Origin of the sequence: Jeotgalibacillus malaysiensis, from assembly GCF_044789845.1 — a bacterium.
In the GTDB taxonomy this organism is placed as follows: domain Bacteria; phylum Bacillota; class Bacilli; order Bacillales; family Jeotgalibacillaceae; genus Jeotgalibacillus; species Jeotgalibacillus malaysiensis_A.
Map to the genome: position 1 here is coordinate 3,220,193 of NZ_CP085252.1, position 22,369 is coordinate 3,242,561.

A 22,369-nucleotide genomic window follows, 5' to 3' on the forward strand; every position below is an offset into this window, starting at 1 on the left:
TGTCCGTCACATCCCGCAGGAGTCGCCGCCCTCCACTCCAATCTTCAGCTGTGGAAGTATAACAATGGATTTTAACAAACAAATAAATTAAACCGTTACTCCTTCAAATAATGCTTTTAGCTTCGTCTGATAATCTCCTCTGACGATACCTTTTTCGGTTACGATGCCCGAGATCAAACCGTGTGGTGTGACGTCGAATGCAGGGTTGAATACGTTAATGTCTTCGGGTGCGATTCGTTTGCCGGCGATATGGGTGATTTCTTCTGCGTGTCTTTCTTCAATGACGATGTCGTCTCCTGTTGCTGTCTCGAGATCAATGGTGGAGAGCGGTGCAGCGACGTAGAATGGGATACCGTGGGCTTTTGCCAAAATGGCAAGTCCGTATGTACCGATTTTATTTGCTGTGTCTCCATTGGCTGTAATTCTGTCTGCCCCGACTAAAATCGCGTCGACGTTTTTTGTTCGGAGCACGTGTGCAGCCATATTGTCTGTGATGAGCGTGACGTCAATGTCTGCCTGCTGAAGCTCCCATGCAGTCAGTCTGGCTCCCTGTAAAACAGGTCTTGTCTCAGTTGCATACACGTGAATGTCAGACCCGCGTTCTTTTGCGATATAAAACGCGCCGAGTGCTGTTCCGTATTTCGACGTTGCAATTGCGCCAGTGTTGCAGTGCGTGAGAACCGTTGCATGATCAGGAAGCAGCGAAAAGCCGTACTCCCCAATGCGCTTACACGTTTCCTCATCCTGCTGCTGAATCAGGATCGCTTCTGTTTCAAGACGCTCAATCACTTTTGCAGCAGAGTTTTCTTCTTCAGTTGATTTCAGTAATCTTTGAAGCGCCCAGGAAAGATTGACAGCAGTCGGGCGGGATGAATTGAGATAAGCTGCTTTTACAGCAAGTTCTGCTTTTAACAAACCTGGCTCAGTCAGCCCGCTGGTTTTTGCCCATAAAGCAAGGCCATAAGCAGCAGTAATACCGATTGCAGGCGCGCCTCTTACTTTTAATTGCGTAATGCTGTCCCATACATCTTCAATCGTTTTTAAAAAGATATATTCCACTTCTCCGGGAAGCTTCTGCTGATTCAACAGACGGATCGCACCGCCTTCCCAGATGACCGGTTTAATAAAGTTTGTCATTTTGCCAGCCCCTTCAGATAAGCAGTCAGGCTTTTCGGTGAACGCCATACTGTACGGTTAAAAATCAGTGATCTGCCAGTTTCAATCGCACGCTGCTGCGCCTGCAGTCTGCCCGCTTCGTCTTCAATTCCATCGATATCTTCAACGTGCGCCAGTCCGATGATTCGTCGGATCGTTTTACAGCCGGCAAATCCGAGCGTATCCTGCCAGATCTTTTCAAGCACATAATCTGCATACTGATCAGTGCGCTGTCTTTCTTCAAACCCTTTTTCAAGCAGCAGCTCGCGGTAGCGCTTTTCAAATACTGCCCACGTCTGTTCAATTGCCTCAAGCAGGTACTCACTGATTTCAGTACGCTTATTTTCATCCGCTCTTTCCTGTTGTGCGATATAGTTGAGCGTCAGGTTGGCAATGAATGCACCGATATCAAATCCTGCCGGACCATAAAATGCAAATTCAGGGTCAATCACTTTTGTAGACTCCTCCGTTACAAACACACTGCCTGTATGAAGGTCTCCGTGAAGCAATGTTTCTCCTTCAGTGAGGAATTGTTTTTTCAATTTTGCGACTTCAAAGATTAGACGATCGTCCTGCCACAGTGACTCCACTACTTCCTGAAGGCTTTCAGGGTAGGAATTCGATTCAGCATTTTGATAAGGATCTGTGAAAACGAGCTTTTCAGTAATGTCACACAGGTCAGGATTTACAAACTGGCGTGCAAGCTTTTTCTTTTCAACCGGTCCAAGTGCTTCATCAGAGGCGTTGAACAGATTTTCTGCAAGGTATGAGCCAATATGTGCTGAAATGTGGGGGTAGAAGTTCCCTTCAAGCAGTCCTTTTCTGAGAATCACATGATCTGACAGGTCCTCCATCACCGTTACTGCATAGTCATCGTCATAATCAAATACTTCCGGTACAAGCGCCGGTACATATTTTGCTGCTTCCTGCAGTGCCTGACGTTCAATGCGTGCACGGTCTAGCGAGAGCGGCCAGCTTTCACCGACAACCTTTGCATAAGGCAGCGCCTGCTTCACAACGAGTGATTTGTCAGTTTTCAGATCCTTCACAATAAACACGTAGTTCAGATTCCCGTCTCCAACTTCGTTACACGTTACCTGCTCTTTATCAGTGATGAGTCCCTTATTTTTTAAATAAACGAGGACACTCTGATCAGTAAATGGTTCATACACATGCTCACGTACATTTGTCATTAACGTTCCTCTCCTTTAATCGAATTCTTTTTTATGCCACTCATCTTTAGGAATGTCTAAGTCCTCTCCTGAAAAACGTTCTTCTCTGAATACTTCACCGTAATTATGGAATCCGTTACGCTCCCAGAACCCCGGGCGGTCTTCCTGTAAAAACTCGATTCCTCTGATCCACTTCACACTCTTCCAGAAATACAGATGCGGTACGACCAGTCTGAATGGATAACCATGCTTCGCTGTCAGCGGCTTTCCTTCAAAGGAGTGAGCGAGCAGAATGTCATCTTTTAATAGATCCTCAAGTGGTAAGTTGGCTTCATAATCATGATCTCCATAAATCATAACGTGCTTCGTGCCTTCAGGAATTTCAAAGTCTTTCAGCAGATCTCTGATTGTGACGCCTGTAAAAGCATTATCAAATCGCGACCACCTTGTGACGCAGTGAATATCTTTTACAACCGTCGTCTGCGGCAGCTGCATGAGCTCGTCATATGTGAATTTCTTTTTAGTTACACCTTCACCAAACAGCGTGAAATCCCATGTAGCAAGATTGTATTCAGGGACCTCGCCTTCATGCAGAATCGGAAATTTTTCTGTCAGCGTTTGACCTGGCGGGAGTCTGCCCTCGTGTGTATTTTTCTGTACCGGCGGCCGTGCTTTTTTCAACCGTTCTGCCTTACCCATTGTTTCACGCTCCTTTTTAAACAATAAAAAGCCCCTTTCTAAGATAGAAAGAGGCAGAATTAGACTGATTCGACCTCTTATCTCTCAGACCATTACGTCTGTTGGATGTAGCACCGTGTCCCTGCTGAATGTATACAGCGGGCCGGTTGCCGGGCTTCATAGGGCCAATTCCCTCAGCCAACTCTCGATAAGAGTGGTATATGTAGTTGGTTGTTATTGGTTATTTCGAATTCATAATTGCAAGTTTACGGAATAGAGTGACGTTTTGTCAATGAGTTTTTTAAAAATTATTTTTGAGGGCTTCTGGGAACCGCTGTTGACCTGCGTTTCAGGCGGACGCTTTCCGGACGGTGGTTGCTGAGCCTCCTCAAGCTTCGCTTTGCGGGGTCTCAGCTTCCCACTAATCGTCCCGGAGTCGCCGCCTTACACTCCGGTCAACAGCTTAGTTATCTTTAAAAAGTATATATAGTTGGTTGATCAATTATTTCTCATACTTTTTAGTTTGTAAAAAATTCTTGATATCTGCACAGCGAGTGATTGGAGCGTAAGGGGGCGACTCCTGTGGCAGGAAGGGACAGGTGAGACAGAGCATGGCGAAGCCTGCGGGCTCACCGCCCGGCCGCGGAAAGCGTCCCCCTGAAGCGGAAATCACCCGCCAAATTATATGAGACAAACACAATATTACTCATAAACTAAAAGCACAATAATATAATTTTCTGAAAAATCGGCTTGACGTTTTTGAAGATCTCTGACATAATTCGGTACATGATTTTAAAACCAACCGAATACGTATAAACTCTTATAAAGAGCAGGTGGAGGGGCGAGCCCGATGAAACCCGGCAACCTGTTTCAGCGATTTACCGCTGATTCAAGGTGCTAATTCTCACAGCGACAGCTGAAGGATAAGAGGAAGAACGTTCATTTAGATGTCCGCTTCCTCTTTGGGAGCGGATTTTTCATTTCTGTTTTTTGAAAGGATGTCTATAATGTCAAAAATTACAGCGACTTATCTTGTACATGATGCAAAAGGAAATTTAGATAAAAAGGCTGAGTCTATCGCACTTGGACTGACGGTCGGTTCATGGACGGACCTGCCGGCGGTTGATCAGGAGCAATTGAAAAAGCATAAGGGTGAGGTTGTTGCTGTCAGTGAAACGTCACCTTCAGCAGCAGCCGGCCACTTAGGTGAGCGTAAGGCTGGACTGATTAAAATCGCCTATCCGGCAGCAAATTTCAGTGCTGATATTCCGGCAATCCTGACCACAATTTTTGGAAAGCTTTCACTTGATGGTGAAGTAAAGCTTGTTGATATTGAACTTGATGAAGCACTTGAGCAGCAGTTCCCCGGTCCACAGTTCGGGATTGAATCAATCAGAAATAAGCTTGGCGTACACGATCGCCCGCTGCTGATGAGTATTTTTAAGGGCATGATCGGACGTGGAACAGATCTTTTTGAAGAACAATTGCGCGCACAGGCTGCAGGTGGCGTTGACCTTGTAAAGGATGATGAGATTTTATTTGATAATCCGCTCACACCTTTTGAGGATCGGATCCGCCGTGGTGTGAAGGTGCTGAATGAAGAATATGAGCGCACAGGTCACCGCACGTTATATGCAGTGAATCTTTCAGGAAGAACATTTGATTTAAAAGAAAAGGCACGAAAAGCAGTTTCGCTGGGCGCAAATGCACTTCTGTTTAACGTATTCGCTTACGGGCTTGATACACTGCAGAGTCTGGCTGAGGATCCGTATATCGATGTACCGATTATGGCGCATCCTGCTGTATCCGGCGCTTTTACGGCTTCACCGCTTTACGGGATTTCTAATCAGGTGCTGCTCGGTAAACTGCTTCGTCTCGCGGGTGCAGATTTCGTGCTATTCCCTTCTCCATATGGCAGTGTGGCGATGGAAAAAGCTGAGACATTTGCAATCAGAGATGCACTTACCTCTGACAGCCGCCTGAAGCGTGCATTCCCTGTGCCATCAGCAGGTATTCACCCGGGGTTAGTGCCTCAGTTGATTGAGGACTTCGGTAAAGACTCCATTATTAATGCAGGCGGCGGGATCCATGGTCATCCGGGTGGTGCGGCAGCCGGGGCTAAAGCGTTCCGTGATGCGATCGCTGAAGTGCAGGCCGGCGGCACTTTAGAAGACGCTGCTGCTAAATCAGCCGAGCTTGAAAAGGCACTTGCATTGTGGGGGTGAGCGCATGCCGAGCGTAATTTTTTGTGACTTTGATGGCACGATTACAAAATCCGACAACATTATTTCCATCATGCAGCACTTTGATCCACCGGGCTGGGAGCCGATTAAAGATCAGATTCTTTCCCAGGAAATATCGATCCGTGAAGGTGTAGGAAAAATGTTCGCAACCCTCCCTTCTTCATTAAAAGACGAGATCATTCAATACGTTGTCGAAACAGCGAAAATTCGGGAAGGATTCAGGGATTTTGTCAGCTATACAAGAAAGGAAAATGTTCCCCTGAACATCGTCAGCGGCGGCATCGACTTTTTCGTAAAGCCTATGCTAAAACCATATGACCTTGAAAATCAGCTTTACTGCAACGGTAGTGATTTTTCGGGAAATACAATTCGAATCACCTGGCCGCATCCATGCGATGAACATTGCTCAAATGACTGTGGTTGTTGTAAGCCGAGCATCATCAGAGAGCTTGTTGATGAGCATGTACAGAAAATTGTCATTGGTGATTCTGTCACAGACCTGGAGGCAGCAAAGCTTGCTGATCTTGTATTTGTCTGTGGTGATTACCTGGAGGAAAAATGCAGGGAGCTGAACCTTCCTTATAAGCGTTTTACTCATTTTGATGAAGTAGTCACTTATCTTGAACAGTCCAAGGAGGTTGTACACCGTTGAAAACACTTGATCTTGAAGCCCGCTGGCAGGAGCTTGCAGATGTTAAAGAGGCACTTGGTGCAAGATACTGGTTTCCGGGTACAAGCGGCAATCTGTCGATCAAAGTATCCGATGACCCGCTTGAATTTTTAGTCACAGCAAGCGGTAAGGATAAGTATCAGCGGACTGATGAAGACTTCCTGTTAGTCGACCGGAACAGCCAGCCCGTTGAACAAACGGGATTGAAGCCTTCAGCTGAAACGCTTTTACATCAAAAGGTGTATGAACTGACAGATGCCGGCTGCTCCCTTCACGTTCACACAGTAAGCAATAATGTCATTTCCGAGCTGTACGCTGAAAAAGGAGAAATTACTTTTCAGCATCAGGAACTCATTAAAGCATTCAATCTGTGGGAAGAAGATGCTGTTCTGCGGGTGCCGATTATCGAAAATCCAGCTCATATTCCGGATCTTGCAGACCTTTTGGCAGAAAAGATTGATGAAAATATATTTGGTGTATTAATCCGCAATCACGGCATCACCGTCTGGGGACAAAATGCATTTGAAGCAAAAAAGCACCTTGAAGCATTTGAATTTCTATTTGAGACACATTTAGCACTGCGACTACACACTCAGGGAGGAAGATAAAAATGGCGACAATTACAATCAGAGATACTCAGGAAGTTATTAAAGGCGAAGAGCAGGTTCAGGCATTCCTGTCTGACCAGGGCGTATTATATGAAAAGTGGGATACTGCAAAGCTTCCGGAAGCACTTCAGGGTGTGACAGCACTTTCTGATGAAGATAAGGAAACTGTTCTTTCAGTATTTGACGGCGAGATCCGCTCACTGGCTGAGCGCCGCGGTTATCATAATTGGGATGTGATTTCACTGAATGAACAGACACCGGGTCTTGAAGATCTGCTGAAAAAGTTTGAGCAGGTGCATACACACACAGAAGACGAAGTCCGTGCAATCACTGCCGGATCAGGTATTTTCATTATTAAAAGTGAAGAAAAAGGCTATTTTGATGTAAACCTTGCACCTGGTGACGTGATTTCTGTACCGGTCGATACTCCTCATTTTTTCACACTGACTGATGAGCGCGAAGTCGTGGCCGTTCGCCTCTTTATTGAAAAAGAAGGCTGGGTTGCTCACCCTTTTCACGACCCTGCATTTGAAGAAGCAAAATAAGATGATGAACCGCATCCTTTAAAGGGTGCGGTTTTTGTTATGTAGTGAGATTTGGGCGTAGGGCTAATTACACTTTTCTGAGGACCAAGCCGTTTTTTCTCCGAAGAGCACCTTCTATTCTAAGAACCACACGTGTCTTTCATTGAACATCACCTTCCATTCTCCGAAAATCAGCTGTTTTTCTACGAACCAGCCTGCACGCACCCTCCCCAAAAAAAAAATATTTTCCAAGAAACCTATTGACTAATTCACCTTTTGGTTTTATGGTTAATTACATAAGTAACTAACCAACGAGGCAGGCGATAATATGGACTACAAACTGAGAGAAGATGTTCCGATTTTCCAGCAGATCGCCGAAACGATTGAGTCAGGCATCCTTGAAGGGTCATACAGCATCGGAGATCGTGTTCCATCCACTAACGAATTCGCAAAGTTTTATCAGATCAATCCGGCTACAGCAGCTAAAGGAATCAATCAGCTTGTGGAGCAGGAAATTCTTTTTAAGAAAAGAGGCATTGGCATGTTCGTCGGAGATCAGGCAAGGGAGATTATTCTCTCTAAGCGAAAGGATCGTTTTTATCACGATTATATTGTTCCTTTAAAAACTGAGGCGGAAAAGCTGGGGATTAGTGAGAGTGAGCTGAATACACTACTTCGAAAGGGTGACCCTAAATGAAAATTGAAGTGCAGCAATTAGAAAAGCATTACGGCAGCAAGCAGGTATTAAAGCCGTTTAACCTGGCGATTGGCGATGAGAAAATCATTGGACTCCTTGGCAGAAATGGTGCCGGGAAAACAACACTTCTTCAAATGATGGCAGGCCACATCAAACCTTCCGGCGGTCAGGTGCTGATCAACGGTGAAAAACCTTTTAACAACAGAAACGTGCTTCAGCATATCTGCCTGATCAGCGAAGCAAATAATTTCAAACGCAAGCTGAAAATCCGTGAAGTACTGAAGACAGTGAGCCGCTTTTATCCAAACTGGTCACAGGAGACGGCGGATCGCCTGCTGAAAACATTCAATCTCTCCCCTTCTCAAAGTGCTAAGGGTCTTTCTAAAGGAATGGAGTCAGCGCTCAGTATTATCATCGGTCTTGCAAGCCACACTGCGATTACGGTGTTTGATGAGCCTTATATCGGAATGGATGCGAGTGCGCGCTATAAGTTTTACGATATTCTGCTTGAGGAGTATGAGTCGCACCCGAGAACGTTTATTATTTCCACCCACCTGATTGATGAAGTCAGCAACCTGTTTGAAGAGATTATCCTTTTAAAAGATGGTGAGCTCCTGACACATGAGCCTGCGGAATCGCTGATGGCAAAAAGCCTGCAGGTAAGCGGACCGCAAGCTCAGGTTGATCGTTTCATTGAAGGAAAGCAGGTTCTTCACGCTGCTGAAATCATGGGTCAGAAGAGTGTACTCATGTTCGGGGACGACCTTGACCCTGCCCGTGCAAAGGCAATGGGCTTATCAACTGAGCGCTGTTCAATCCAGGAGCTCATGGTGCACTTAACTGAGAAGGAGGAGAAGATGTATGTTTAGTCAGGTATCAGCACTTACTAGATTCTTTCTGGCAGATTATCGGTTTTCGATATTGATTTTTTGGGGAATTTTCACCTTTACTCTGATTCCATTGACTGTTCTTTCAACCTCTACAAGCAGTAATGTGATTGTCTCAGCTGCAATGGCGGTCTTTATTTACTCCGGGATTTCAGGTTTTGTGCTAGTAAAAGAAACGTTTTCTTACGGCGTGCGCATGGGCACGTCACGCCAGGCTTTTATTCTTTCAGCCTTCACGTTCAGCGCTTTACTTGCACTGATCATGGCAGCGATCAGTATTGCAGTGACTTTCACTTACACTCAGCTGGCAGCTGCTACCTGGAACAACATTCAATTTTTCCACCTCGCTGAATCAGTAGCGGGTGAGTTCAGCTGGCTTACAGAGTTTGGCTTGCTTTCGTTATTTTGTTTTATGTTCTTTAATGCAGGTTTTTTCTTAGCGACAGCCTTTCACCGGTTTGGTTTGATCGGTGGGTTTGGCCTGCTTTCAGTGGGCGTTATCGTCATCTTAATCGAACCGCTTCGTACACCGGTGATTGATTTCTTTATCAATGATATTCAAATCGGCGCTCCTGTCATGTTTGACCTTAACTACTGGGCTTTCCCGGTGACAGTCGTTATACTCGCAGCGCTCATTTACATCATCTTTAAAAACGCCTCCATCCACCCCGGAGCCGTCAGATAAGCAGCAGCCGCGCATACACGCGCGGCTTTTTGTTTGCTCCTTTATTCAAAAGGGTACGTATTAATACCTTATAACGTGTTCATACTTTTGACATTCCTGACACATGATGAGTCCCTTCTCACTTCCGCCCAACCCTTACAGTCATGTAAAATAAAGTACAGATAGGGGGAAATACGCTTTGAGAAAACTACTTCTATTGATCGTCATCGCCTTTGGCCTGTTTCTCTCAAAACCGATGTGGGAAGATGCAATCCCTGAATCGGTTAATCTGTCTGCTGTAAGTGACTTATCCGACCGTGCAACAGCTGCTTTTGAAGGCGGTGGAATACAAAATGCATGGGAATCTTTATTGGAATCAATGACTGATTTTATTATAGAGATTGATGAGATCATTCAGGACGCACCGGAGCTCTCCACTGAAAATGAAACAGCTGCAGTGGAGCGGCCCGACCTTGCCGTCCCTTCTGAAGAGCTGTTTGCCATTCATAATATTGAGCTTGGACAGGCAAAAGCTGATGTAGAAGCAGCTGCTGGACAGGCAAGCCGCAGTTCGATGAATGAATTCGGCGTTAACTGGCACGCTTATCATGAACAATACCAAAACTTTTTTATGGTTTCTTATAACGGGGAAAATGAAGTGAACGGACTGTTTACCAATCAGGATCTGATTTCTTCCTCACTGCCGCTCCAGATGGGCAGTACACGTGATGAAGTAAGAGCTGAGCTTGGTGAGCCTCTTTCTTCTATTCAAAAAGGATTCGTACGATATGAGCTGCAGGATGATGGGGAGTATGATTTATTTTCCTTCGATGGCGCTTATATCACCGTTTTTTATGATCAGCATGAAAACAATACAGTTACTGCGCTTCAGGTCGTGTCAGAAGATCTGGAGGACCAGCGGGATACCCTGTACGCTGAACCGTCTGCAGAGCTTACTGAAGGATTTAAATATCAGCTGTTTGACGTGACAAATGCAGCAAGAGTCATGCATGGACTGAATATACTCCAGTGGGATGAAGCTGTCAGTGAAACTGCCCGCAAGCATAGTGCTGATATGGCAGAGAATAGCTTTTTCTCTCATGACAATCTTGACGGGCAATCACCGTTTGACCGGATGGATGCAGATGGAATCAGCTATAGAGTCGCCGGAGAAAATCTTGCATATGGTCAGTACAGCGCTATTTTTGCACATGAAGGCCTCATGAATTCACTCGGTCACCGTGAAAATATTTTGAAGCCTGATTATGGCTTCCTTGGTGTCGGAGTTGACTTCAACACGGAGGAGCAGCCATTTTTTACAGAGAAGTTTTTTAATAACTGATGATAGATAAAAAAGCATTGAACCGGATCCGGTTCAATGCTTTTTTAATGAATTCCATTCCCGCTTCAGGAGCGAGTAACTGTAATGATCATAATATTTCCCCTGAAACAAATGCTTATCCCGCACGAGCCCTTCCTGCTTAAAGCCAAGCCGCTCAAGCAATTTCATGGATGCGGCATTTGCTTTTGCTGCATAGGCTTCAATCCGGTTCAGCTTCATTTCTTCAAAGCCGTGTGCAATCATTCCGTTGACTGCTTCACTTCCATAGCCTTTTCTCCATTCAGATGGAGTGAGGTCATAGCCGATCTCTGCAATGTTGTTATAGCGGTCCCATTGGTGGAAGCCGCACGTACCAATCACTTTACCAGCCTCTTTTTCTACAATTGCCCAGCGGTTATTATTCTTTTTAGGATGATACGCATTAAACAAAATAAAGTTCTCCGCCTCTTCTAACTCTGTGTAGACTTCCTCATCAAGGAGATACCTGCAGACGACAGGGTCTGAAAAATGCTCAAAAACAAACTGTGTATGCTCCTTTGTGAGTGGGGTGAGCATTAAGCGTTCTGTTTCAACATCAGCAAATACCATCAGCTCTTCTTCTCCAGCTCCGGGTTCTTTTCAAGCTCAATTTTCTTCTGCTTTCTCACCCACAGCATACCCGTTACAGCCACAACGAAAAATAACATATAAATGCCAAGCTCCATGTTACTCACTGTCTGCATTGTAATATCATCAATCATTAATACATTTATTAACCGGAAATTCAATCCGAGGGCGCCGCCAATCAGCAGTCCGAGGAAAATCTTTTCACGGGATTTTAATTTATCCATTCTTGTTGGTTCAGAAGCATTGCTCATTAAGATCGTTCCTTTCAAATCTGTTCTTCTTACACTATATCAAAGAAGCAGCCGGAATTATGAATAATCTTAACGAATCCAGTAGCGTCTGACGAGGATCCCATTCTCTTCCGCATCCTGAGGGTCTCTGAAGCCGCCATTTGCTTCAATTGTTTTATATGAAGCCGGGTTATCGTCATCGCAGGTCACTAGCACTTCCTCTATCCCAAGCTTTCTTGCTTCTTCAAGCGAGAGCTTAAGAATCTCTTTTGCATACCCTTTTTTTCGTTCGCTCGGTCTGATACCATAGCCAATATGACCTCCCCGTTCAAAAAGCGGTTCTGTCAGCTTATGCCTGATGTGAACCGCGCCAAGTACTTTTTCCTCACTGTTGACTAAAAAGAACAGTGATCCGCTTACCCAGCCTTCAGGAATGCCGATTCCCTGCTCTTCCTTCTTCCATGCTTCCACCTGCTCATTATATTTCTTACCCTTCGGCATAGAAGCGTGCGGAATGATTTCCTCTTCTGATGCCTCCCATTCTTTTATGTATTCCTGATACGCCTCTTCCCTTACCCGGTCCGGTCTTACAAGCTGCACGCTTTCCATTTATCATCTCACCTTTACTTCCAATAATTTCTTTTGTCTATGTTAACGGTATAATAGAGAAAAGAAAAGCTCTTTATTATACAGTATGTAAAAAAGCAATTATTTTAACTGTACAGCTGATGATTGGAGCGTAAGGGGCGACTCCTGCGGAAAAACGATCGGGAAAGACCCCGCAGAGCAGCGCCCTTCTGCTCGAGGAGGCTTGAGCGTTCGTCCGCGGAAAGCGTCCCCTGCAGCGTAAATCATCAGCCAATATTAGAAGGACCAAAAAATTGAAAGTGGTGATCGTATGGCACGCAGACTTGCGCTTGTGACAGGTGTTGGCAGAAAAGTTGGAATCGGCGCTGCACTTGCTGAAAGATTAGCAGCAGATGGGATGGATGTTTTATTTACCTATTGGCACGCTTATGACCGTGAAGTATCCGCTCATGAAAAAAGCGAAGATCCGGATGATATTTTACAATTATGCCGGGAAAAGAGCGTTCACGCTGAAATGATCGAACTGAATTTAGCTGAGGTCCATTCAATTGATGAACTGTTTTCCTATTGTTACTCAGTCTTTGGGCGCTATCCGGACACGCTTGTTCACAATGCAGCTGTTTCAATCAATGACACAATTGAAACGGTCACTGCAGAACAGCTCGATCAGCATTATGCCATCAACACGCGGGCAGTTACCCTGCTGACACAGAAATTTCTGAAGCATTTTGAGTATGATTTTGGCAGAATCATCTCTCTTACGACCGGATGGGCGCAGGGTCCCATGCCTAACGAGCTCTCTTACGCTTTAACTAAATCAACAATTGATACGCTTGCTTACACGATTTCACCTGTCCTGGCTGAAAGAAAAATCACCATGAACGTGATTAATCCCGGTCCTACTGATACCGGATGGATGAATGATGAGCTAAAAGAAGAGCTGCTGACACGTTCACCACAGGGACGTGTAGGCAAACCTTCAGACGTTGCGAACCTTGCGTCATTTTTAGTCAGCGTGGAAGCTCAGTGGGTCACAGGACAGACAATTCACTCTGAAGGCGGGTTTAATAATTATTTGTAGGAGGGGAAGATGAAAAAAGGTATCTTGTTTTTCACTGCGATGCAAAACACCAGTGTCAACAGATCAGATGCTTTTCATACATTCTCAACATTTCCAGAGAAAACGATCACTTTCACTGCCCGGACTAAAGTCGAGGAAGGAATTTTTTAAACAAAAAGCTGCACGATACAATTTAACTCATCAGAAAATTTACTTCAGTTTGGTGGCGAAGGTCCAGGAATTAAAGTGCCTGGAAGTATAAAGCTGTCAATGGAACACTGGAAATCGGTTGAAAACGTTTGATTTTTATAAGAATGGTTGAAATAACGATACAATTCTACCGGTCATCTAAAATTTGTTCTGTTTAAATATTTACACAATTCTCACAATACCCTATTATAGAACATGACATTGAAAGTGCTTACATACTATATATAGCAGTGTCAGATTATATGTCTAAGGGGGAAAACTGAATGAATGCAATTGCTTTAGCTGCGATTGGACTCTTTGTATTTGTACTCGGTTACAGATTTTATTCGAAATTTGTTGCAGAGAAAATTTACAGACTTGATCCGAACTACGTCACACCTGCACACCGCTACAAAGACGGCGTCGATTTTGTACCGACGAATAAGTTCGTGCTTTGGGGGCACCACTTTACGTCTGTCGCCGGAGCTGCACCAATTTTAGGACCGGCCATTGCCGTATACTGGGGCTGGCTTCCCGCTGTACTCTGGGTCGTACTCGGAACAGTATTTGCCGCCGGGGTTCATGACTTTGGTACACTCGTTGTCTCTGTCAGAAATAAAGGTCAGTCAATGGGAACACTCGCAAATAAATTAGTTGGCCAGCGGGCAAAGATTTTGTTCTTATTTATCATTTTAATTCTTGTGCTGATGGTCAACGCCGTATTTGCATGGGTAATTGCCAATCTGTTTATCACATTCCCATCAAGCGTTCTGCCGGTATTTATTCAAATTCCGCTTGCAGTCTGGATTGGGCATGCAGTGTATAAGCGCAATTCAAAAATGCTTGTGCCTTCACTTATTGCACTTGCAGTTATGTATCTGGTTGCAGTACTTGCAGCTGAATATCAGATTCTGCAGATCGACCTTGTCCGCTATATGGGCGGTGAAGAAGGTGCCGGAATCTTTGGACTGGGCGCCATCTCAAGTGCGTTCTTCATCTGGATTATCATCCTGATGATTTATGTGTATATCGCGTCTACACTTCCAGTCTGGAAGCTTCTGCAGCCGCGTGACTTTATTAACTCACACCAGCTTGTGGTAGGGCTTGGTATTCTGTATCTTGGACTTTTATTCACTAATCCTGAGATTACAGCGCCAATTACGAACCCTGATGCAAATGATGTATCCTGGTTCCCGCTTCTCTTTATCACAATCGCCTGCGGTGCGATTTCAGGCTTCCACGGCCTTGTATCATCAGGTACCTCTTCAAAACAGCTGAATAAAGAAACCGATGCACGTTTTGTCGGCTACTTTGGAGCTGTAGGTGAAGGTGTGCTTGCACTGATTTCAATTATTGCAGTTATCACTTTCTTCCCGAGTGCCGATGCATTTAAAGATGCTTATAACAGCTTTGGTGCTGCAAGTGGCGGCGGTCTTGGAAACTTTGTTCTTGGAGCAAGTCAGCTTGCAGGCGGTCTTGGCATCCCTCCTGAAGTTGCTGCAACCATCGTATCGATCATCGTAGTCAGCTTTGCGGCAACGACGCTTGATACATCCGTTCGTCTGATGCGCTACATTATCTCTGAACTTGGTACTGAATATAAAGTGCCTGCGCTTGAAAAAACACATGTTGCTACAACAATTGCAGTTGTATCAAGTGCTGCATTAGTATTAATCCCTGAAGGCCCTAATGGCTTTGGGTCGGGCGGTTATCTGCTTTGGCCGCTGTTTGGTACATCAAACCAGCTTCTTGCCGGAATCAACTTATTATTAATTTCCGTCTGGTTAAAGCGTCTTGGCAGAAACTATCTGATCACCCTGATTCCAATGATTTTCCTGATGTTCATGACGCTCTATGCCATGTTCATTCAGGTATTCACACAGTGGGCATTCTGGGCCGATCAATCGAGCACCCTTCTGTTTGTATTCGGTGCCATCATCTTCGGTTTTGCATTATGGATCAGTATTACGGCAATTTCAGCATTATTTAATAAAGACCTGCCTAAGATTGACCCGAACGAATAAGTTTTTAAGGGGATGGGACAGAAAGTTGTCTCATCCTCTTCTCGTTTTGCTGCGCTTTATGTCCGGTAAATCAGGACAGTTCTCATATATAATATAGATAACCAATGAAAAAGGAGGCGCTCACCTATGCTTGACCATGTCAAAAAACTCATCGCCTACTATGAAGAAGTGCTGAGTATGCCCCACCGTCAGGAAATTGCACGTGAACTGCGCAATGAGGACGACCTCTTTTTACTCATGCTTTACTCTGAAATGATCGGTATACCAAATCCGGTTTACTATTACACGCTTGAACTGTATCCTCATATGATCGAAAAATTTCATGACTGGCATCTGCGGATGGGGATGGAGAAATCTCCGCTCTCAGGCATCCGCTGCTGCTGATAAAGGAGCCATTGGATGGATATTTTAAAGAACAATATTTTATTTGTCGGCGGAAAAGGCGGCGTTGGTAAATCTACATCTGCTGCAGCTATCGCCTGGAAATCCGCAAAGCAGGGTTACCGTACACTGCTTGTTTCCACTGATCCTGCCCATAACGTGGGAGATATATTTGACCGGAAAATCGGTGGTAAGAACACAGAGATTGCACCACATTTATTCGCACTTGAGATTGATCCAGAGATTGAAACGGCGAATTACATTAAAGGCGTGAAGGCCAACATCAAGGGTGTTGTACATGCCGGCATGATGGAAGAGGTTCACAGACAGCTTGATACGGCTAAATCTTCTCCTGGTGCGGATGAGGCTGCCCTTTTTGATAAACTGATTTCAATTGTGTTAGAAGAACGCGAGAAGTTTGATAAAATCGTTTTTGATACAGCGCCAACGGGACACACAATCCGTCTTTTAACACTGCCTGAACTGATGGGCATCTGGATTGAGGGATTGCTAGAAAAGCGCAGAAAAACAAATGAGAATTATGCTGCCCTTTTAAACGACGGAGAGCCTGTGGAAGATCCAATTTATGATGTGCTCAGAACACGTCAGGACCGTTTTTCAAGAGCAAGGGAGATCCTGCTTGACCCTAAAGAAACAGGCTTTATATTCGTGTTAAATCCTGAGCGCCTGCCGATTCTTGAGACAGAGAAAGCGCTGCAGCTCCTTGATCAGTACGACCTGCATGTGAAGACACTGATTGTGAATAAAGTGCTTCCTGAAGATGTTGATGGCACGTTTATGCAGGAACGGAAAAAGCATGAGAAGCCGCATTTAGAAAAGATTAAAGAGACATTTAAAAAGCAGGAATTGATCTATGTTCCGTTTTCATCGCAGGATATTGTGAATAAGGATTTGCTGGAGTGGTTTAGCAGCAAGCTTGATCAGAAAAGGTGAGCTGCTCCGGGGTGGAATGCGACAACTTTGGCGCGGATTGCGACAAGTTCCCGGGTGGATCGCGACAGCTACCGGCTGAACAGCGACAACCTCACCGCACATTGCTACATCTCTGCATGGCTGACCTGCATGATTTTATAAAACAGGCACTTTCAACCACCAAAAAACAGGATGAACACTCATCCTGTTTTTTTAATACCCTTTTATGAAAATAGCTCAGGCAGCTGATTAATCATTGTGTAACCGCCAAGGTAAGCCATGACCACAACAATTAAAACGCCAAACCCTGTTAACCATTTCGGATGATTATAATCACCAACAATTTTCTTATTATGTGCCGCAAGCAAAATCACACCAAGTGAAATTGGCAGGATCAGCCCGTTTAACGCACCTGCAAGGATCAGCAGTGTAACCGGCTGACCGATTGAAGTAAAGATGGCTGTTGATGACGTAATAAAACCGACAATCAGAAACTTTTCGTATTTTGCTAAAATCGGACTGAACGTCTTGATAAAGGAAACTGATGTATAAGCAGCACCTATTACTGAACTGATTGCCGCTGACCACATCACAACACCAAAGATTTTATAACCGATATTACCTGCTGCAAGCTGGAATACGGATGCCGGTGGATTTTCAGGATTAATTTCAAGTCCCTGTGCCACTACACCAAGTGTCGCAAGGAATAAAAAGATTCTTATGATTGAAGCAAGTCCGATCGCAGACACTGCACTTTTATTCACTTCAGATATATTTTTTGTACCGCTTAATCCTGCATCAAGCAGTCTGTGTCCCCCAGCAAATGTAATATACCCGCCAACTGTACCGCCGACCAGTGTAACAATTGCCAGGAAATCTACTGTTTCAGGAATAAAAGAACGCGTAATTGCTTCTCCAATAGGCGGCTGGGACTGGAACATCACAAATACAGTGAGTCCAATCATAAGAAAGCCGAGCACCTGGATAAAGCGGTCCATGATCCGGGCGGCTTCCCGTACAAGGAAGATCCCGATTGCAATCAGTCCGCTGAACAGGGCACCCATCTCAGGAGAAACACCGAAGAGTACGTTCGTACCAAGCCCCGCTCCCCCGATGTTCCCAATGTTAAACGCGAGACCACCGAGGACAACAAGTCCGGCCAGCACAACGCCAAGCCCGGGAAGCACTTCATTGGCAATTTCCTGCGCCCGTTTACCGGATACAGTGATGATGCGCCAGATATTCATCTGAACGCCGATATCAATAATAATGGAAATTAAAATAACGAAACCAAAGCTTGCTGCAAGCGTCTGTGTAAATGTTGTTGTCTGTGTTAAAAAGCCCGGTCCGACGGCGGATGTCGCCATTAAAAACGCAGCACCGAGCAGGATACTGCGATTTGATTCTGGTTTTTTCATCGTTGTTCAATCCCTTTCCTGCTGTCTCAAAAAGCTCCTGATGCCTTTAGCCGGCATACATTTTATGCTGTCTAAAGGCATCATGGGCTTAAAACTCTTATTTTAAGCTCTGTAAGCTAATATTTTCTTCTTTCAACTTCTGATTAATCTTCTCTGCAAATGCCAGCGCATGTGCCCCGTCCCCATGAATACAGACAGTGTCCGCTTCAATGCTGATATCTTTTCCATCAACGTCGCGCACAATACCTTCTTTGACCATTCGCACGACCTGATTGACAGCCTGATCATCATTTTCAATCAGGGCGTTGCTTTGTGTTCTGGGCGTGAGTGTACCATCAGACTGATACGTTCTGTCAGCAAACACCTCTGAAGCGGTTGTCAGACCGACATGCTTGCCAGCGCGGATCAGTTCTCCTCCTGACAGGCCAAATAAAATCAGTTCAGGATCCAGATCATACACTGCTTTAGCAATTGCACCGGCAAGCTTAGCATCCTTTGCGGCAGCATTGTATAACGCACCGTGAGGCTTTACATGCTGAAGCGTGCTTCCCTGTGCTTTAACAAAGCCGTAAAGCGCACCAATCTGATATAACGTCAGGTCGTATGCTTCCTCTTCAGATACGTTCATGTGGCGACGTCCGAAGCCGGCAAGGTCCGGGAATCCCGGATGCGCCCCAATGGCTGTTCCATTTTCAAGTGCGAGCTCAACTGTTTTTCTCATGACAGAAGGATCCCCGGCATGATAGCCGCAGGCAATATTAGCAGAAGTTATAAATTTCAGTACTTCTGCATCATTACCCATTTGATAAGCGCCGAAGCTTTCGCCCATGTCACAGTTCAGGTCAATCTTCACCATCTAATCCCTCCAGTTTCATATTGATCATCCATTTTAATTCCTGCCATTCCTTTTCACGCTTTTTAAACAGATCCTGCGCTTGCTGAATAGAGATTTCTTCAAAGCTGATTGCTTCACCAGGCTTTTTTTGAATCAATGCAGGAAGGTCTACAGAAGCAACTTGTCCGATTTTCGGATAGCCGCCAAGTGTCTGCCTGTCTGCAAGCAGGATAATCGGCTGTCCGTCTGCCGGCACCTGAACCGTTCCGAATGCGACGCCCTCTGAAAGCATATCTCCATTTAACCCACACTCAAGATTTTCTCCATCCAGACGGAAACCCATCCGGTCAGACTGCTTGGAGATTTTAAAATCCTGGTCAAAAAAGCATGCTCTGCTCTCTTCAGTAAAGTCCTCATACTGTTTTCCGGGGATCACTCTCATAACTGACCTGCTGTAAACATCATGGGTATAGGCACCAGATACAGACCAGTCAACCGGCTTTTTTAATACACGTTCAAAAATCCTTTGAGAGCTGCTGCTGCGCTCTCCAATCCTTATAATGTCCTCTTTCTCAAGTCCGCGCCCTTCAAACCCTCCGATTTCAGCTCTGAGGTATGTGGATTTGCTGCCGAGCACCTCTGGCACGCTGAATCCTCCGCCGACTGCGATGACGCCTCTGCAGCCTACTTTTGAGAACTTCATATGTAATGTGCTGCCTTTTTTCACTGCAACCGGTCGCCATAGTGGTGCCGGCTTGTCATCAATGGTTGCAGAAAAATCCGCACCGCATATGGCGATCAGCTGATCTTCCTGAAACTCAATGGTCGGTCCGGTCAGAGTGATCTCAAGTACCGCTTCACCTTCTTCGTTTCCCACTAAATAGTTGGCAATGCGTAATGAGAATGTATCCATCACGCCTGAAATAATCATGCCGGATTCCTGATGCCCCCGGCGGCCATTATCCTGAATTGAAGACAGCAGCCCTGGTTCCACTACTTTCATCATGTCTGCCACTCCTCAAATTCTTTTTCTGTAATTGCATAAAATTCAATTCTGTCTCCTGCCCGTAAAAGGAAGGATTCATCTCTTGTTAAATCAAAAAGCTTTTCAGGCGTTCTTCCGATGATCTGCCAGCCGCCAGGCGTTTCAATTGAGTAGACGCCGGTTTGTTTGCCGGCTATGCCAACAGAACCTGCCGGAATGGCTGTTCTCGGATTATCTTTGCGTGGTGCTGCGATAGTAGGATCCAGTCCGCCTATATAAGGAAACCCCGGTGCAAAACCGAGCATATACACAGTATAGTCAGCATTTTGATGACGTTTAATCACTTCATCAGTTGATACTCCGGCATGCTTTGCGACTTCTTCAAGGTCCGGTCCGAGATCACCGCCATAACAGACTGGGATTTTAACTGTCCGCTGCTTAAAGTTCCCGCCCGTTTTTACGCCTGCTGCTTTTTCCTTCAAAAAAGAGACAACGTACGCATAAGGATCTTCTTTCTGAAGCAGCTGCGTCAGGTTATAATGAACTGTTAAGGAAGCATACCCGGGCACTGCTTCATATAGCCAGTCCGGCTGCGCCTGTTGAATTTCATTTTTCAGGCATTGGACTTCAGCCAGCACTTCGCTGCTAACTTCCTGTTTGAAATGAATCAATACCGCCTGATCACCGAGCGGATGGTAAGTTACGTTCATCTAACCCCTCCTATGCAATGAAAATCTTATGATGATATTTATTTTTTGAATGTAGTATGTTGTCTGAACATTCAACCCTTAGGAAATAGATTATCGCAATGTGTGTTTTACTGCAAACCTTCTATTATTTATAGTTGCTTGTTCATTATCTTTTTAAATATATACTTTTAAAAGTTGGCTGGTGGTTTCAGCTTCAGGGGGACGTTTTCCGCGGACGAACACTCAAATCACCAGTTGTGCAGAAACAACAATCGTCTTCATAGATTAAATACAAAAAGAGATGCCTAAGCACCTCTTTTTGTATTACCCAATATTTTTATCATCACGCTTGTCAGCAGGTATACCAGAAATCCACCGGCTGTATTCATGATCAGATCATCTACATTGAAGCCTCTCATCCATGCAATACCAAAGTAAGACAGGACCAGCTGAGTTGTTTCAATCAGCAGACTTGTGAAAAATAGAATCAGCAGTGCTCTGAAGAACCCTTTTTTAAACAGAGCGGCTAAGAAAAATCCATAGGGCATAAACATGACAAAATTATAGAAGGTCAAGCTAGCATTTTGAAAGAATGATTCACTTTGAAGATTGCGGTATGTGGCCCATTCGTCTAAAAAATATAAAGGTTCAAGCTGAATTCTGAGTGGTGCATCCGGATTAGGCGGAAAAGAAAGTGTCCCGAGTGTTACATGGACGACCGCTGTCACATAGATCCAAAAAAGAATCAGCATAACCTTCCTGGAAGTTGAACGTTTTTTCTTTTTAAAATCACGTGTTATTGCAAATAATCCGATGACTGTAGCTATGACAGCCGCCGGCAGCGCAATCGAAGTCATATGGTTCCCTCTTTCTATTCGTCTAATCTTATCCTATTTGATTTATTCGAAAAAAGAAATCAAAACATTTTTCAGAAAATACGAAACTTTTTCCTTTTTTTAACGTCTAATACATATAAGTGTATTTTAGGAGGGAGATTGATGGTGCAGTTTGCAGGGAAATGGTCTGTATACATATTATTTCTTGCAGCAATATTGATTAGCATTGTACTTATTTTTGCTTTTTTATTTAGGGGAGAGTTTATGGATCTGGTCATTGGGATTTTTCAGTCTCCAGTAAGTGAGGATGATCAGGGTTTAGTGGATCTGGTGAAGTTTTATGTCTATGCCTGAATGACAGAAAAGCCCTTGATGCCCGTCACCTGGCTTTGGTGAAGAGCATCAAGGGCTTTTTTCTACATGTAACATGATAATTCAACCAATTCCAGACGGTGAATTCCTTCAATTCGCACATGAAATCCATTAGATCACATTATTTCAAATAGCAATTACGTCATCCATTTTTTACGTTATCAAATAAACTTCTCCATCCAAAAAACCAGATCCCCCTATGATCCGGTTTCTCTTTCCTTCAGATATTTCTCATAAGCTTCTGCCACACGGTCTTTAGCAGGCTTCTCCTCAAGCGGTTTTGCCAGTTGAATTGTAAATAGAAGTGCAAAAGCAATGACTCCACCCACAATCGGTCCGGCGATCATGAAAATCATCGTAGCAATAAAAAGTCCTCCCAGGAAATATCCAACTACTCTCATGTAAAAACCTCCTATGAAAATACTCCCGTTTTCTGATCTTTCAGAACATATAGTCACAATTTGTTCACTAGTCCAATGGATTCGTTTTGTGCAACTTTTGTGCAAACGCTTTCAATCTGACTATTCTCACCTTATAATCCTAACCATACCAAACATTAGGAGGAATGTAAGTGAATCGCAAA

Annotated in this window: 26 protein-coding genes and 2 riboswitches; of the genes, 14 read left to right on the top strand and 12 right to left on the bottom strand. The window is 44.6% G+C overall.

Annotated elements, in window-relative coordinates:
• Positions 1–87: 87 nt before the first annotated feature.
• The 3 genes from mtnA to LG330_RS16740 are packed head-to-tail and all read right to left on the bottom strand — an operon-like array spanning position 88 to position 3,026.
• Positions 88–1,137 (bottom strand): S-methyl-5-thioribose-1-phosphate isomerase, encoded by a 1,050-nt coding sequence (gene mtnA / locus LG330_RS16730; RefSeq protein WP_404405856.1) that lies wholly within the window; start codon positions 1,135–1,137, stop codon positions 88–90.
• Complete coding sequence (gene mtnK, locus LG330_RS16735) at positions 1,134–2,348, bottom strand: S-methyl-5-thioribose kinase (RefSeq protein WP_404405858.1); 1,215 nt, start codon at positions 2,346–2,348, stop codon at positions 1,134–1,136. Before mtnK ends, mtnA begins: the two co-directional genes overlap by 4 nt.
• Positions 2,349–2,363: 15 nt before the next feature.
• Positions 2,364–3,026 carry a sulfite oxidase-like oxidoreductase gene (locus LG330_RS16740; protein ID WP_404405860.1) on the bottom strand — a complete coding sequence of 221 codons (663 nt, stop codon included), beginning with the start codon at positions 3,024–3,026 and terminating at the stop codon, positions 2,364–2,366.
• 74 nt (positions 3,027–3,100) lie between these two features.
• Positions 3,101–3,220: riboswitch (SAM riboswitch) on the bottom strand.
• A 602-nt stretch (positions 3,221–3,822) separates the two neighbouring features.
• A riboswitch (SAM riboswitch) is annotated at positions 3,823–3,935 on the top strand.
• A gap of 77 nt (positions 3,936–4,012) precedes the next feature.
• Here LG330_RS16740 and LG330_RS16745 point away from each other — a divergent pair.
• From LG330_RS16745 to LG330_RS16780, 8 genes are all read left to right on the top strand, one after another.
• Positions 4,013–5,230 carry a 2,3-diketo-5-methylthiopentyl-1-phosphate enolase gene (locus LG330_RS16745; protein ID WP_404405862.1) on the top strand — a complete coding sequence of 406 codons (1,218 nt, stop codon included), beginning with the start codon at positions 4,013–4,015 and terminating at the stop codon, positions 5,228–5,230.
• Positions 5,231–5,234: 4 nt separating this feature from the next.
• Positions 5,235–5,900, top strand: coding sequence for a 2-hydroxy-3-keto-5-methylthiopentenyl-1-phosphate phosphatase (locus LG330_RS16750; RefSeq protein WP_404405864.1), 666 nt, complete (start codon positions 5,235–5,237; stop codon positions 5,898–5,900).
• Positions 5,897–6,526 (top strand): methylthioribulose 1-phosphate dehydratase, encoded by a 630-nt coding sequence (locus LG330_RS16755; protein ID WP_404405866.1) that lies wholly within the window; start codon positions 5,897–5,899, stop codon positions 6,524–6,526. The genes LG330_RS16750 and LG330_RS16755 overlap by 4 nt, the downstream gene beginning before the upstream one ends.
• Positions 6,527–6,528: 2 nt before the next feature.
• On the top strand, positions 6,529–7,071 hold the full coding sequence (locus LG330_RS16760; protein WP_404405869.1) for an acireductone dioxygenase: 543 nt from the start codon (positions 6,529–6,531) through the stop codon (positions 7,069–7,071).
• Between the two features lie 307 nt (positions 7,072–7,378).
• Positions 7,379–7,747, top strand: a complete 369-nt coding sequence (locus LG330_RS16765) for a GntR family transcriptional regulator (RefSeq protein WP_039812177.1) — start codon at positions 7,379–7,381, stop codon at positions 7,745–7,747.
• Positions 7,744–8,616: an ABC transporter ATP-binding protein gene (locus LG330_RS16770; RefSeq protein ID WP_404405871.1), complete on the top strand. Its 873-nt coding sequence runs from the start codon at positions 7,744–7,746 to the stop codon at positions 8,614–8,616. The genes LG330_RS16765 and LG330_RS16770 overlap by 4 nt, the downstream gene beginning before the upstream one ends.
• The gene (locus LG330_RS16775; protein ID WP_404405873.1) at positions 8,609–9,319 is read left to right on the top strand and encodes a hypothetical protein; all 711 of its coding nucleotides are present in this window, start codon (positions 8,609–8,611) and stop codon (positions 9,317–9,319) included. Before LG330_RS16770 ends, LG330_RS16775 begins: the two co-directional genes overlap by 8 nt.
• Before the next feature lie 178 nt (positions 9,320–9,497).
• A complete protein-coding gene (locus tag LG330_RS16780) occupies positions 9,498–10,640 on the top strand; it encodes a CAP domain-containing protein (RefSeq protein WP_404405875.1) in 1,143 nt (380 codons plus the stop codon).
• A gap of 33 nt (positions 10,641–10,673) precedes the next feature.
• Here the strand turns inward: LG330_RS16780 and LG330_RS16785 are convergent, their stop codons facing one another.
• From LG330_RS16785 to LG330_RS16795, 3 genes are all read right to left on the bottom strand, one after another.
• Positions 10,674–11,228 (bottom strand): GNAT family N-acetyltransferase, encoded by a 555-nt coding sequence (locus LG330_RS16785; protein WP_404405877.1) that lies wholly within the window; start codon positions 11,226–11,228, stop codon positions 10,674–10,676.
• Complete coding sequence (locus tag LG330_RS16790) at positions 11,228–11,497, bottom strand: hypothetical protein (protein WP_404405879.1); 270 nt, start codon at positions 11,495–11,497, stop codon at positions 11,228–11,230. The genes LG330_RS16785 and LG330_RS16790 overlap by 1 nt, the downstream gene beginning before the upstream one ends.
• 69 nt (positions 11,498–11,566) lie before the next feature.
• Positions 11,567–12,085: a GNAT family N-acetyltransferase gene (locus tag LG330_RS16795; protein WP_404405881.1), complete on the bottom strand. Its 519-nt coding sequence runs from the start codon at positions 12,083–12,085 to the stop codon at positions 11,567–11,569.
• A 289-nt stretch (positions 12,086–12,374) separates the two neighbouring features.
• Between LG330_RS16795 and LG330_RS16800 the strand changes: the two genes are divergently transcribed.
• From LG330_RS16800 to LG330_RS16820, 5 genes are all read left to right on the top strand, one after another.
• The gene (locus LG330_RS16800) at positions 12,375–13,145 is read left to right on the top strand and encodes an SDR family oxidoreductase (RefSeq protein ID WP_404405883.1); all 771 of its coding nucleotides are present in this window, start codon (positions 12,375–12,377) and stop codon (positions 13,143–13,145) included.
• 9 nt (positions 13,146–13,154) lie between these two features.
• Positions 13,155–13,295, top strand: a complete 141-nt coding sequence (locus tag LG330_RS16805; protein WP_404405885.1) for a hypothetical protein — start codon at positions 13,155–13,157, stop codon at positions 13,293–13,295.
• Positions 13,296–13,597: 302 nt separating this feature from the next.
• Positions 13,598–15,337 carry a carbon starvation protein A gene (locus tag LG330_RS16810; protein WP_404405887.1) on the top strand — a complete coding sequence of 580 codons (1,740 nt, stop codon included), beginning with the start codon at positions 13,598–13,600 and terminating at the stop codon, positions 15,335–15,337.
• Positions 15,338–15,463: 126 nt separating this feature from the next.
• On the top strand, positions 15,464–15,721 hold the full coding sequence (locus tag LG330_RS16815) for a cory-CC-star protein (RefSeq protein ID WP_039812209.1): 258 nt from the start codon (positions 15,464–15,466) through the stop codon (positions 15,719–15,721).
• A gap of 15 nt (positions 15,722–15,736) precedes the next feature.
• The gene (locus LG330_RS16820) at positions 15,737–16,672 is read left to right on the top strand and encodes an ArsA family ATPase (RefSeq protein ID WP_404405889.1); all 936 of its coding nucleotides are present in this window, start codon (positions 15,737–15,739) and stop codon (positions 16,670–16,672) included.
• Between the two features lie 203 nt (positions 16,673–16,875).
• On the opposite strand, the gene LG330_RS16825 is transcribed toward LG330_RS16820, so the two are convergent.
• The 5 genes from LG330_RS16825 to LG330_RS16845 all read right to left on the bottom strand — a co-directional run bounded on the left by LG330_RS16825 (position 16,876) and on the right by LG330_RS16845 (position 21,435).
• Positions 16,876–18,069, bottom strand: coding sequence for an NRAMP family divalent metal transporter (locus tag LG330_RS16825; RefSeq protein WP_404405891.1), 1,194 nt, complete (start codon positions 18,067–18,069; stop codon positions 16,876–16,878).
• Between the two features lie 97 nt (positions 18,070–18,166).
• Complete coding sequence (gene pxpA, locus LG330_RS16830; protein ID WP_404405893.1) at positions 18,167–18,925, bottom strand: 5-oxoprolinase subunit PxpA; 759 nt, start codon at positions 18,923–18,925, stop codon at positions 18,167–18,169.
• The gene (locus tag LG330_RS16835) at positions 18,912–19,910 is read right to left on the bottom strand and encodes a biotin-dependent carboxyltransferase family protein (protein ID WP_404405895.1); all 999 of its coding nucleotides are present in this window, start codon (positions 19,908–19,910) and stop codon (positions 18,912–18,914) included. Before LG330_RS16835 ends, pxpA begins: the two co-directional genes overlap by 14 nt.
• Positions 19,907–20,599 (bottom strand): 5-oxoprolinase subunit PxpB, encoded by a 693-nt coding sequence (gene pxpB, locus LG330_RS16840; RefSeq protein ID WP_404405897.1) that lies wholly within the window; start codon positions 20,597–20,599, stop codon positions 19,907–19,909. Before pxpB ends, LG330_RS16835 begins: the two co-directional genes overlap by 4 nt.
• 284 nt (positions 20,600–20,883) lie before the next feature.
• Positions 20,884–21,435: a VanZ family protein gene (locus tag LG330_RS16845; protein ID WP_404405899.1), complete on the bottom strand. Its 552-nt coding sequence runs from the start codon at positions 21,433–21,435 to the stop codon at positions 20,884–20,886.
• 141 nt (positions 21,436–21,576) lie between these two features.
• On the opposite strand from LG330_RS16845, the gene LG330_RS16850 reads away from it, so the two are divergent.
• The gene (locus tag LG330_RS16850; protein WP_404405901.1) at positions 21,577–21,768 is read left to right on the top strand and encodes a hypothetical protein; all 192 of its coding nucleotides are present in this window, start codon (positions 21,577–21,579) and stop codon (positions 21,766–21,768) included.
• A 215-nt stretch (positions 21,769–21,983) separates the two neighbouring features.
• On the opposite strand, the gene LG330_RS16855 is transcribed toward LG330_RS16850, so the two are convergent.
• Positions 21,984–22,187 carry a hypothetical protein gene (locus tag LG330_RS16855; RefSeq protein WP_404405903.1) on the bottom strand — a complete coding sequence of 68 codons (204 nt, stop codon included), beginning with the start codon at positions 22,185–22,187 and terminating at the stop codon, positions 21,984–21,986.
• Positions 22,188–22,369 lie beyond the last annotated feature (182 nt).

Bases quoted from the DNA above. Each gene is read 5' to 3' on its own strand.
- LG330_RS16855 (WP_404405903.1), bottom strand. From the start codon at position 22,187: ATGAGAGTAGTTGGATATTTCCTGGGAGGACTTTTTATTGCTACGATG.
- LG330_RS16790 (WP_404405879.1), bottom strand. From the start codon at position 11,497: ATGAGCAATGCTTCTGAACCAACAAGAATGGATAAATTAAAATCCCGT.
- LG330_RS16850 (WP_404405901.1), top strand. From the start codon at position 21,577: ATGGTGCAGTTTGCAGGGAAATGGTCTGTATACATATTATTTCTTGCA.
- LG330_RS16805 (WP_404405885.1), top strand. From the start codon at position 13,155: ATGAAAAAAGGTATCTTGTTTTTCACTGCGATGCAAAACACCAGTGTC.
- LG330_RS16815 (WP_039812209.1), top strand. From the start codon at position 15,464: ATGCTTGACCATGTCAAAAAACTCATCGCCTACTATGAAGAAGTGCTG.
- pxpA (WP_404405893.1), bottom strand. From the start codon at position 18,925: ATGGTGAAGATTGACCTGAACTGTGACATGGGCGAAAGCTTCGGCGCT.
- LG330_RS16745 (WP_404405862.1), top strand. From the start codon at position 4,013: ATGTCAAAAATTACAGCGACTTATCTTGTACATGATGCAAAAGGAAAT.
- LG330_RS16760 (WP_404405869.1), top strand. From the start codon at position 6,529: ATGGCGACAATTACAATCAGAGATACTCAGGAAGTTATTAAAGGCGAA.
- LG330_RS16740 (WP_404405860.1), bottom strand. From the start codon at position 3,026: ATGGGTAAGGCAGAACGGTTGAAAAAAGCACGGCCGCCGGTACAGAAA.
- LG330_RS16795 (WP_404405881.1), bottom strand. From the start codon at position 12,085: ATGGAAAGCGTGCAGCTTGTAAGACCGGACCGGGTAAGGGAAGAGGCG.
- LG330_RS16785 (WP_404405877.1), bottom strand. From the start codon at position 11,228: ATGGTATTTGCTGATGTTGAAACAGAACGCTTAATGCTCACCCCACTC.
- LG330_RS16775 (WP_404405873.1), top strand. From the start codon at position 8,609: ATGTTTAGTCAGGTATCAGCACTTACTAGATTCTTTCTGGCAGATTAT.
- pxpB (WP_404405897.1), bottom strand. From the start codon at position 20,599: ATGAACGTAACTTACCATCCGCTCGGTGATCAGGCGGTATTGATTCAT.
- LG330_RS16750 (WP_404405864.1), top strand. From the start codon at position 5,235: ATGCCGAGCGTAATTTTTTGTGACTTTGATGGCACGATTACAAAATCC.
- LG330_RS16835 (WP_404405895.1), bottom strand. From the start codon at position 19,910: ATGATGAAAGTAGTGGAACCAGGGCTGCTGTCTTCAATTCAGGATAAT.
- LG330_RS16810 (WP_404405887.1), top strand. From the start codon at position 13,598: ATGAATGCAATTGCTTTAGCTGCGATTGGACTCTTTGTATTTGTACTC.
- LG330_RS16825 (WP_404405891.1), bottom strand. From the start codon at position 18,069: ATGAAAAAACCAGAATCAAATCGCAGTATCCTGCTCGGTGCTGCGTTT.
- LG330_RS16770 (WP_404405871.1), top strand. From the start codon at position 7,744: ATGAAAATTGAAGTGCAGCAATTAGAAAAGCATTACGGCAGCAAGCAG.
- mtnK (WP_404405858.1), bottom strand. From the start codon at position 2,348: ATGACAAATGTACGTGAGCATGTGTATGAACCATTTACTGATCAGAGT.
- LG330_RS16845 (WP_404405899.1), bottom strand. From the start codon at position 21,435: ATGACTTCGATTGCGCTGCCGGCGGCTGTCATAGCTACAGTCATCGGA.
- LG330_RS16820 (WP_404405889.1), top strand. From the start codon at position 15,737: ATGGATATTTTAAAGAACAATATTTTATTTGTCGGCGGAAAAGGCGGC.
- LG330_RS16765 (WP_039812177.1), top strand. From the start codon at position 7,379: ATGGACTACAAACTGAGAGAAGATGTTCCGATTTTCCAGCAGATCGCC.
- LG330_RS16800 (WP_404405883.1), top strand. From the start codon at position 12,375: ATGGCACGCAGACTTGCGCTTGTGACAGGTGTTGGCAGAAAAGTTGGA.
- mtnA (WP_404405856.1), bottom strand. From the start codon at position 1,137: ATGACAAACTTTATTAAACCGGTCATCTGGGAAGGCGGTGCGATCCGT.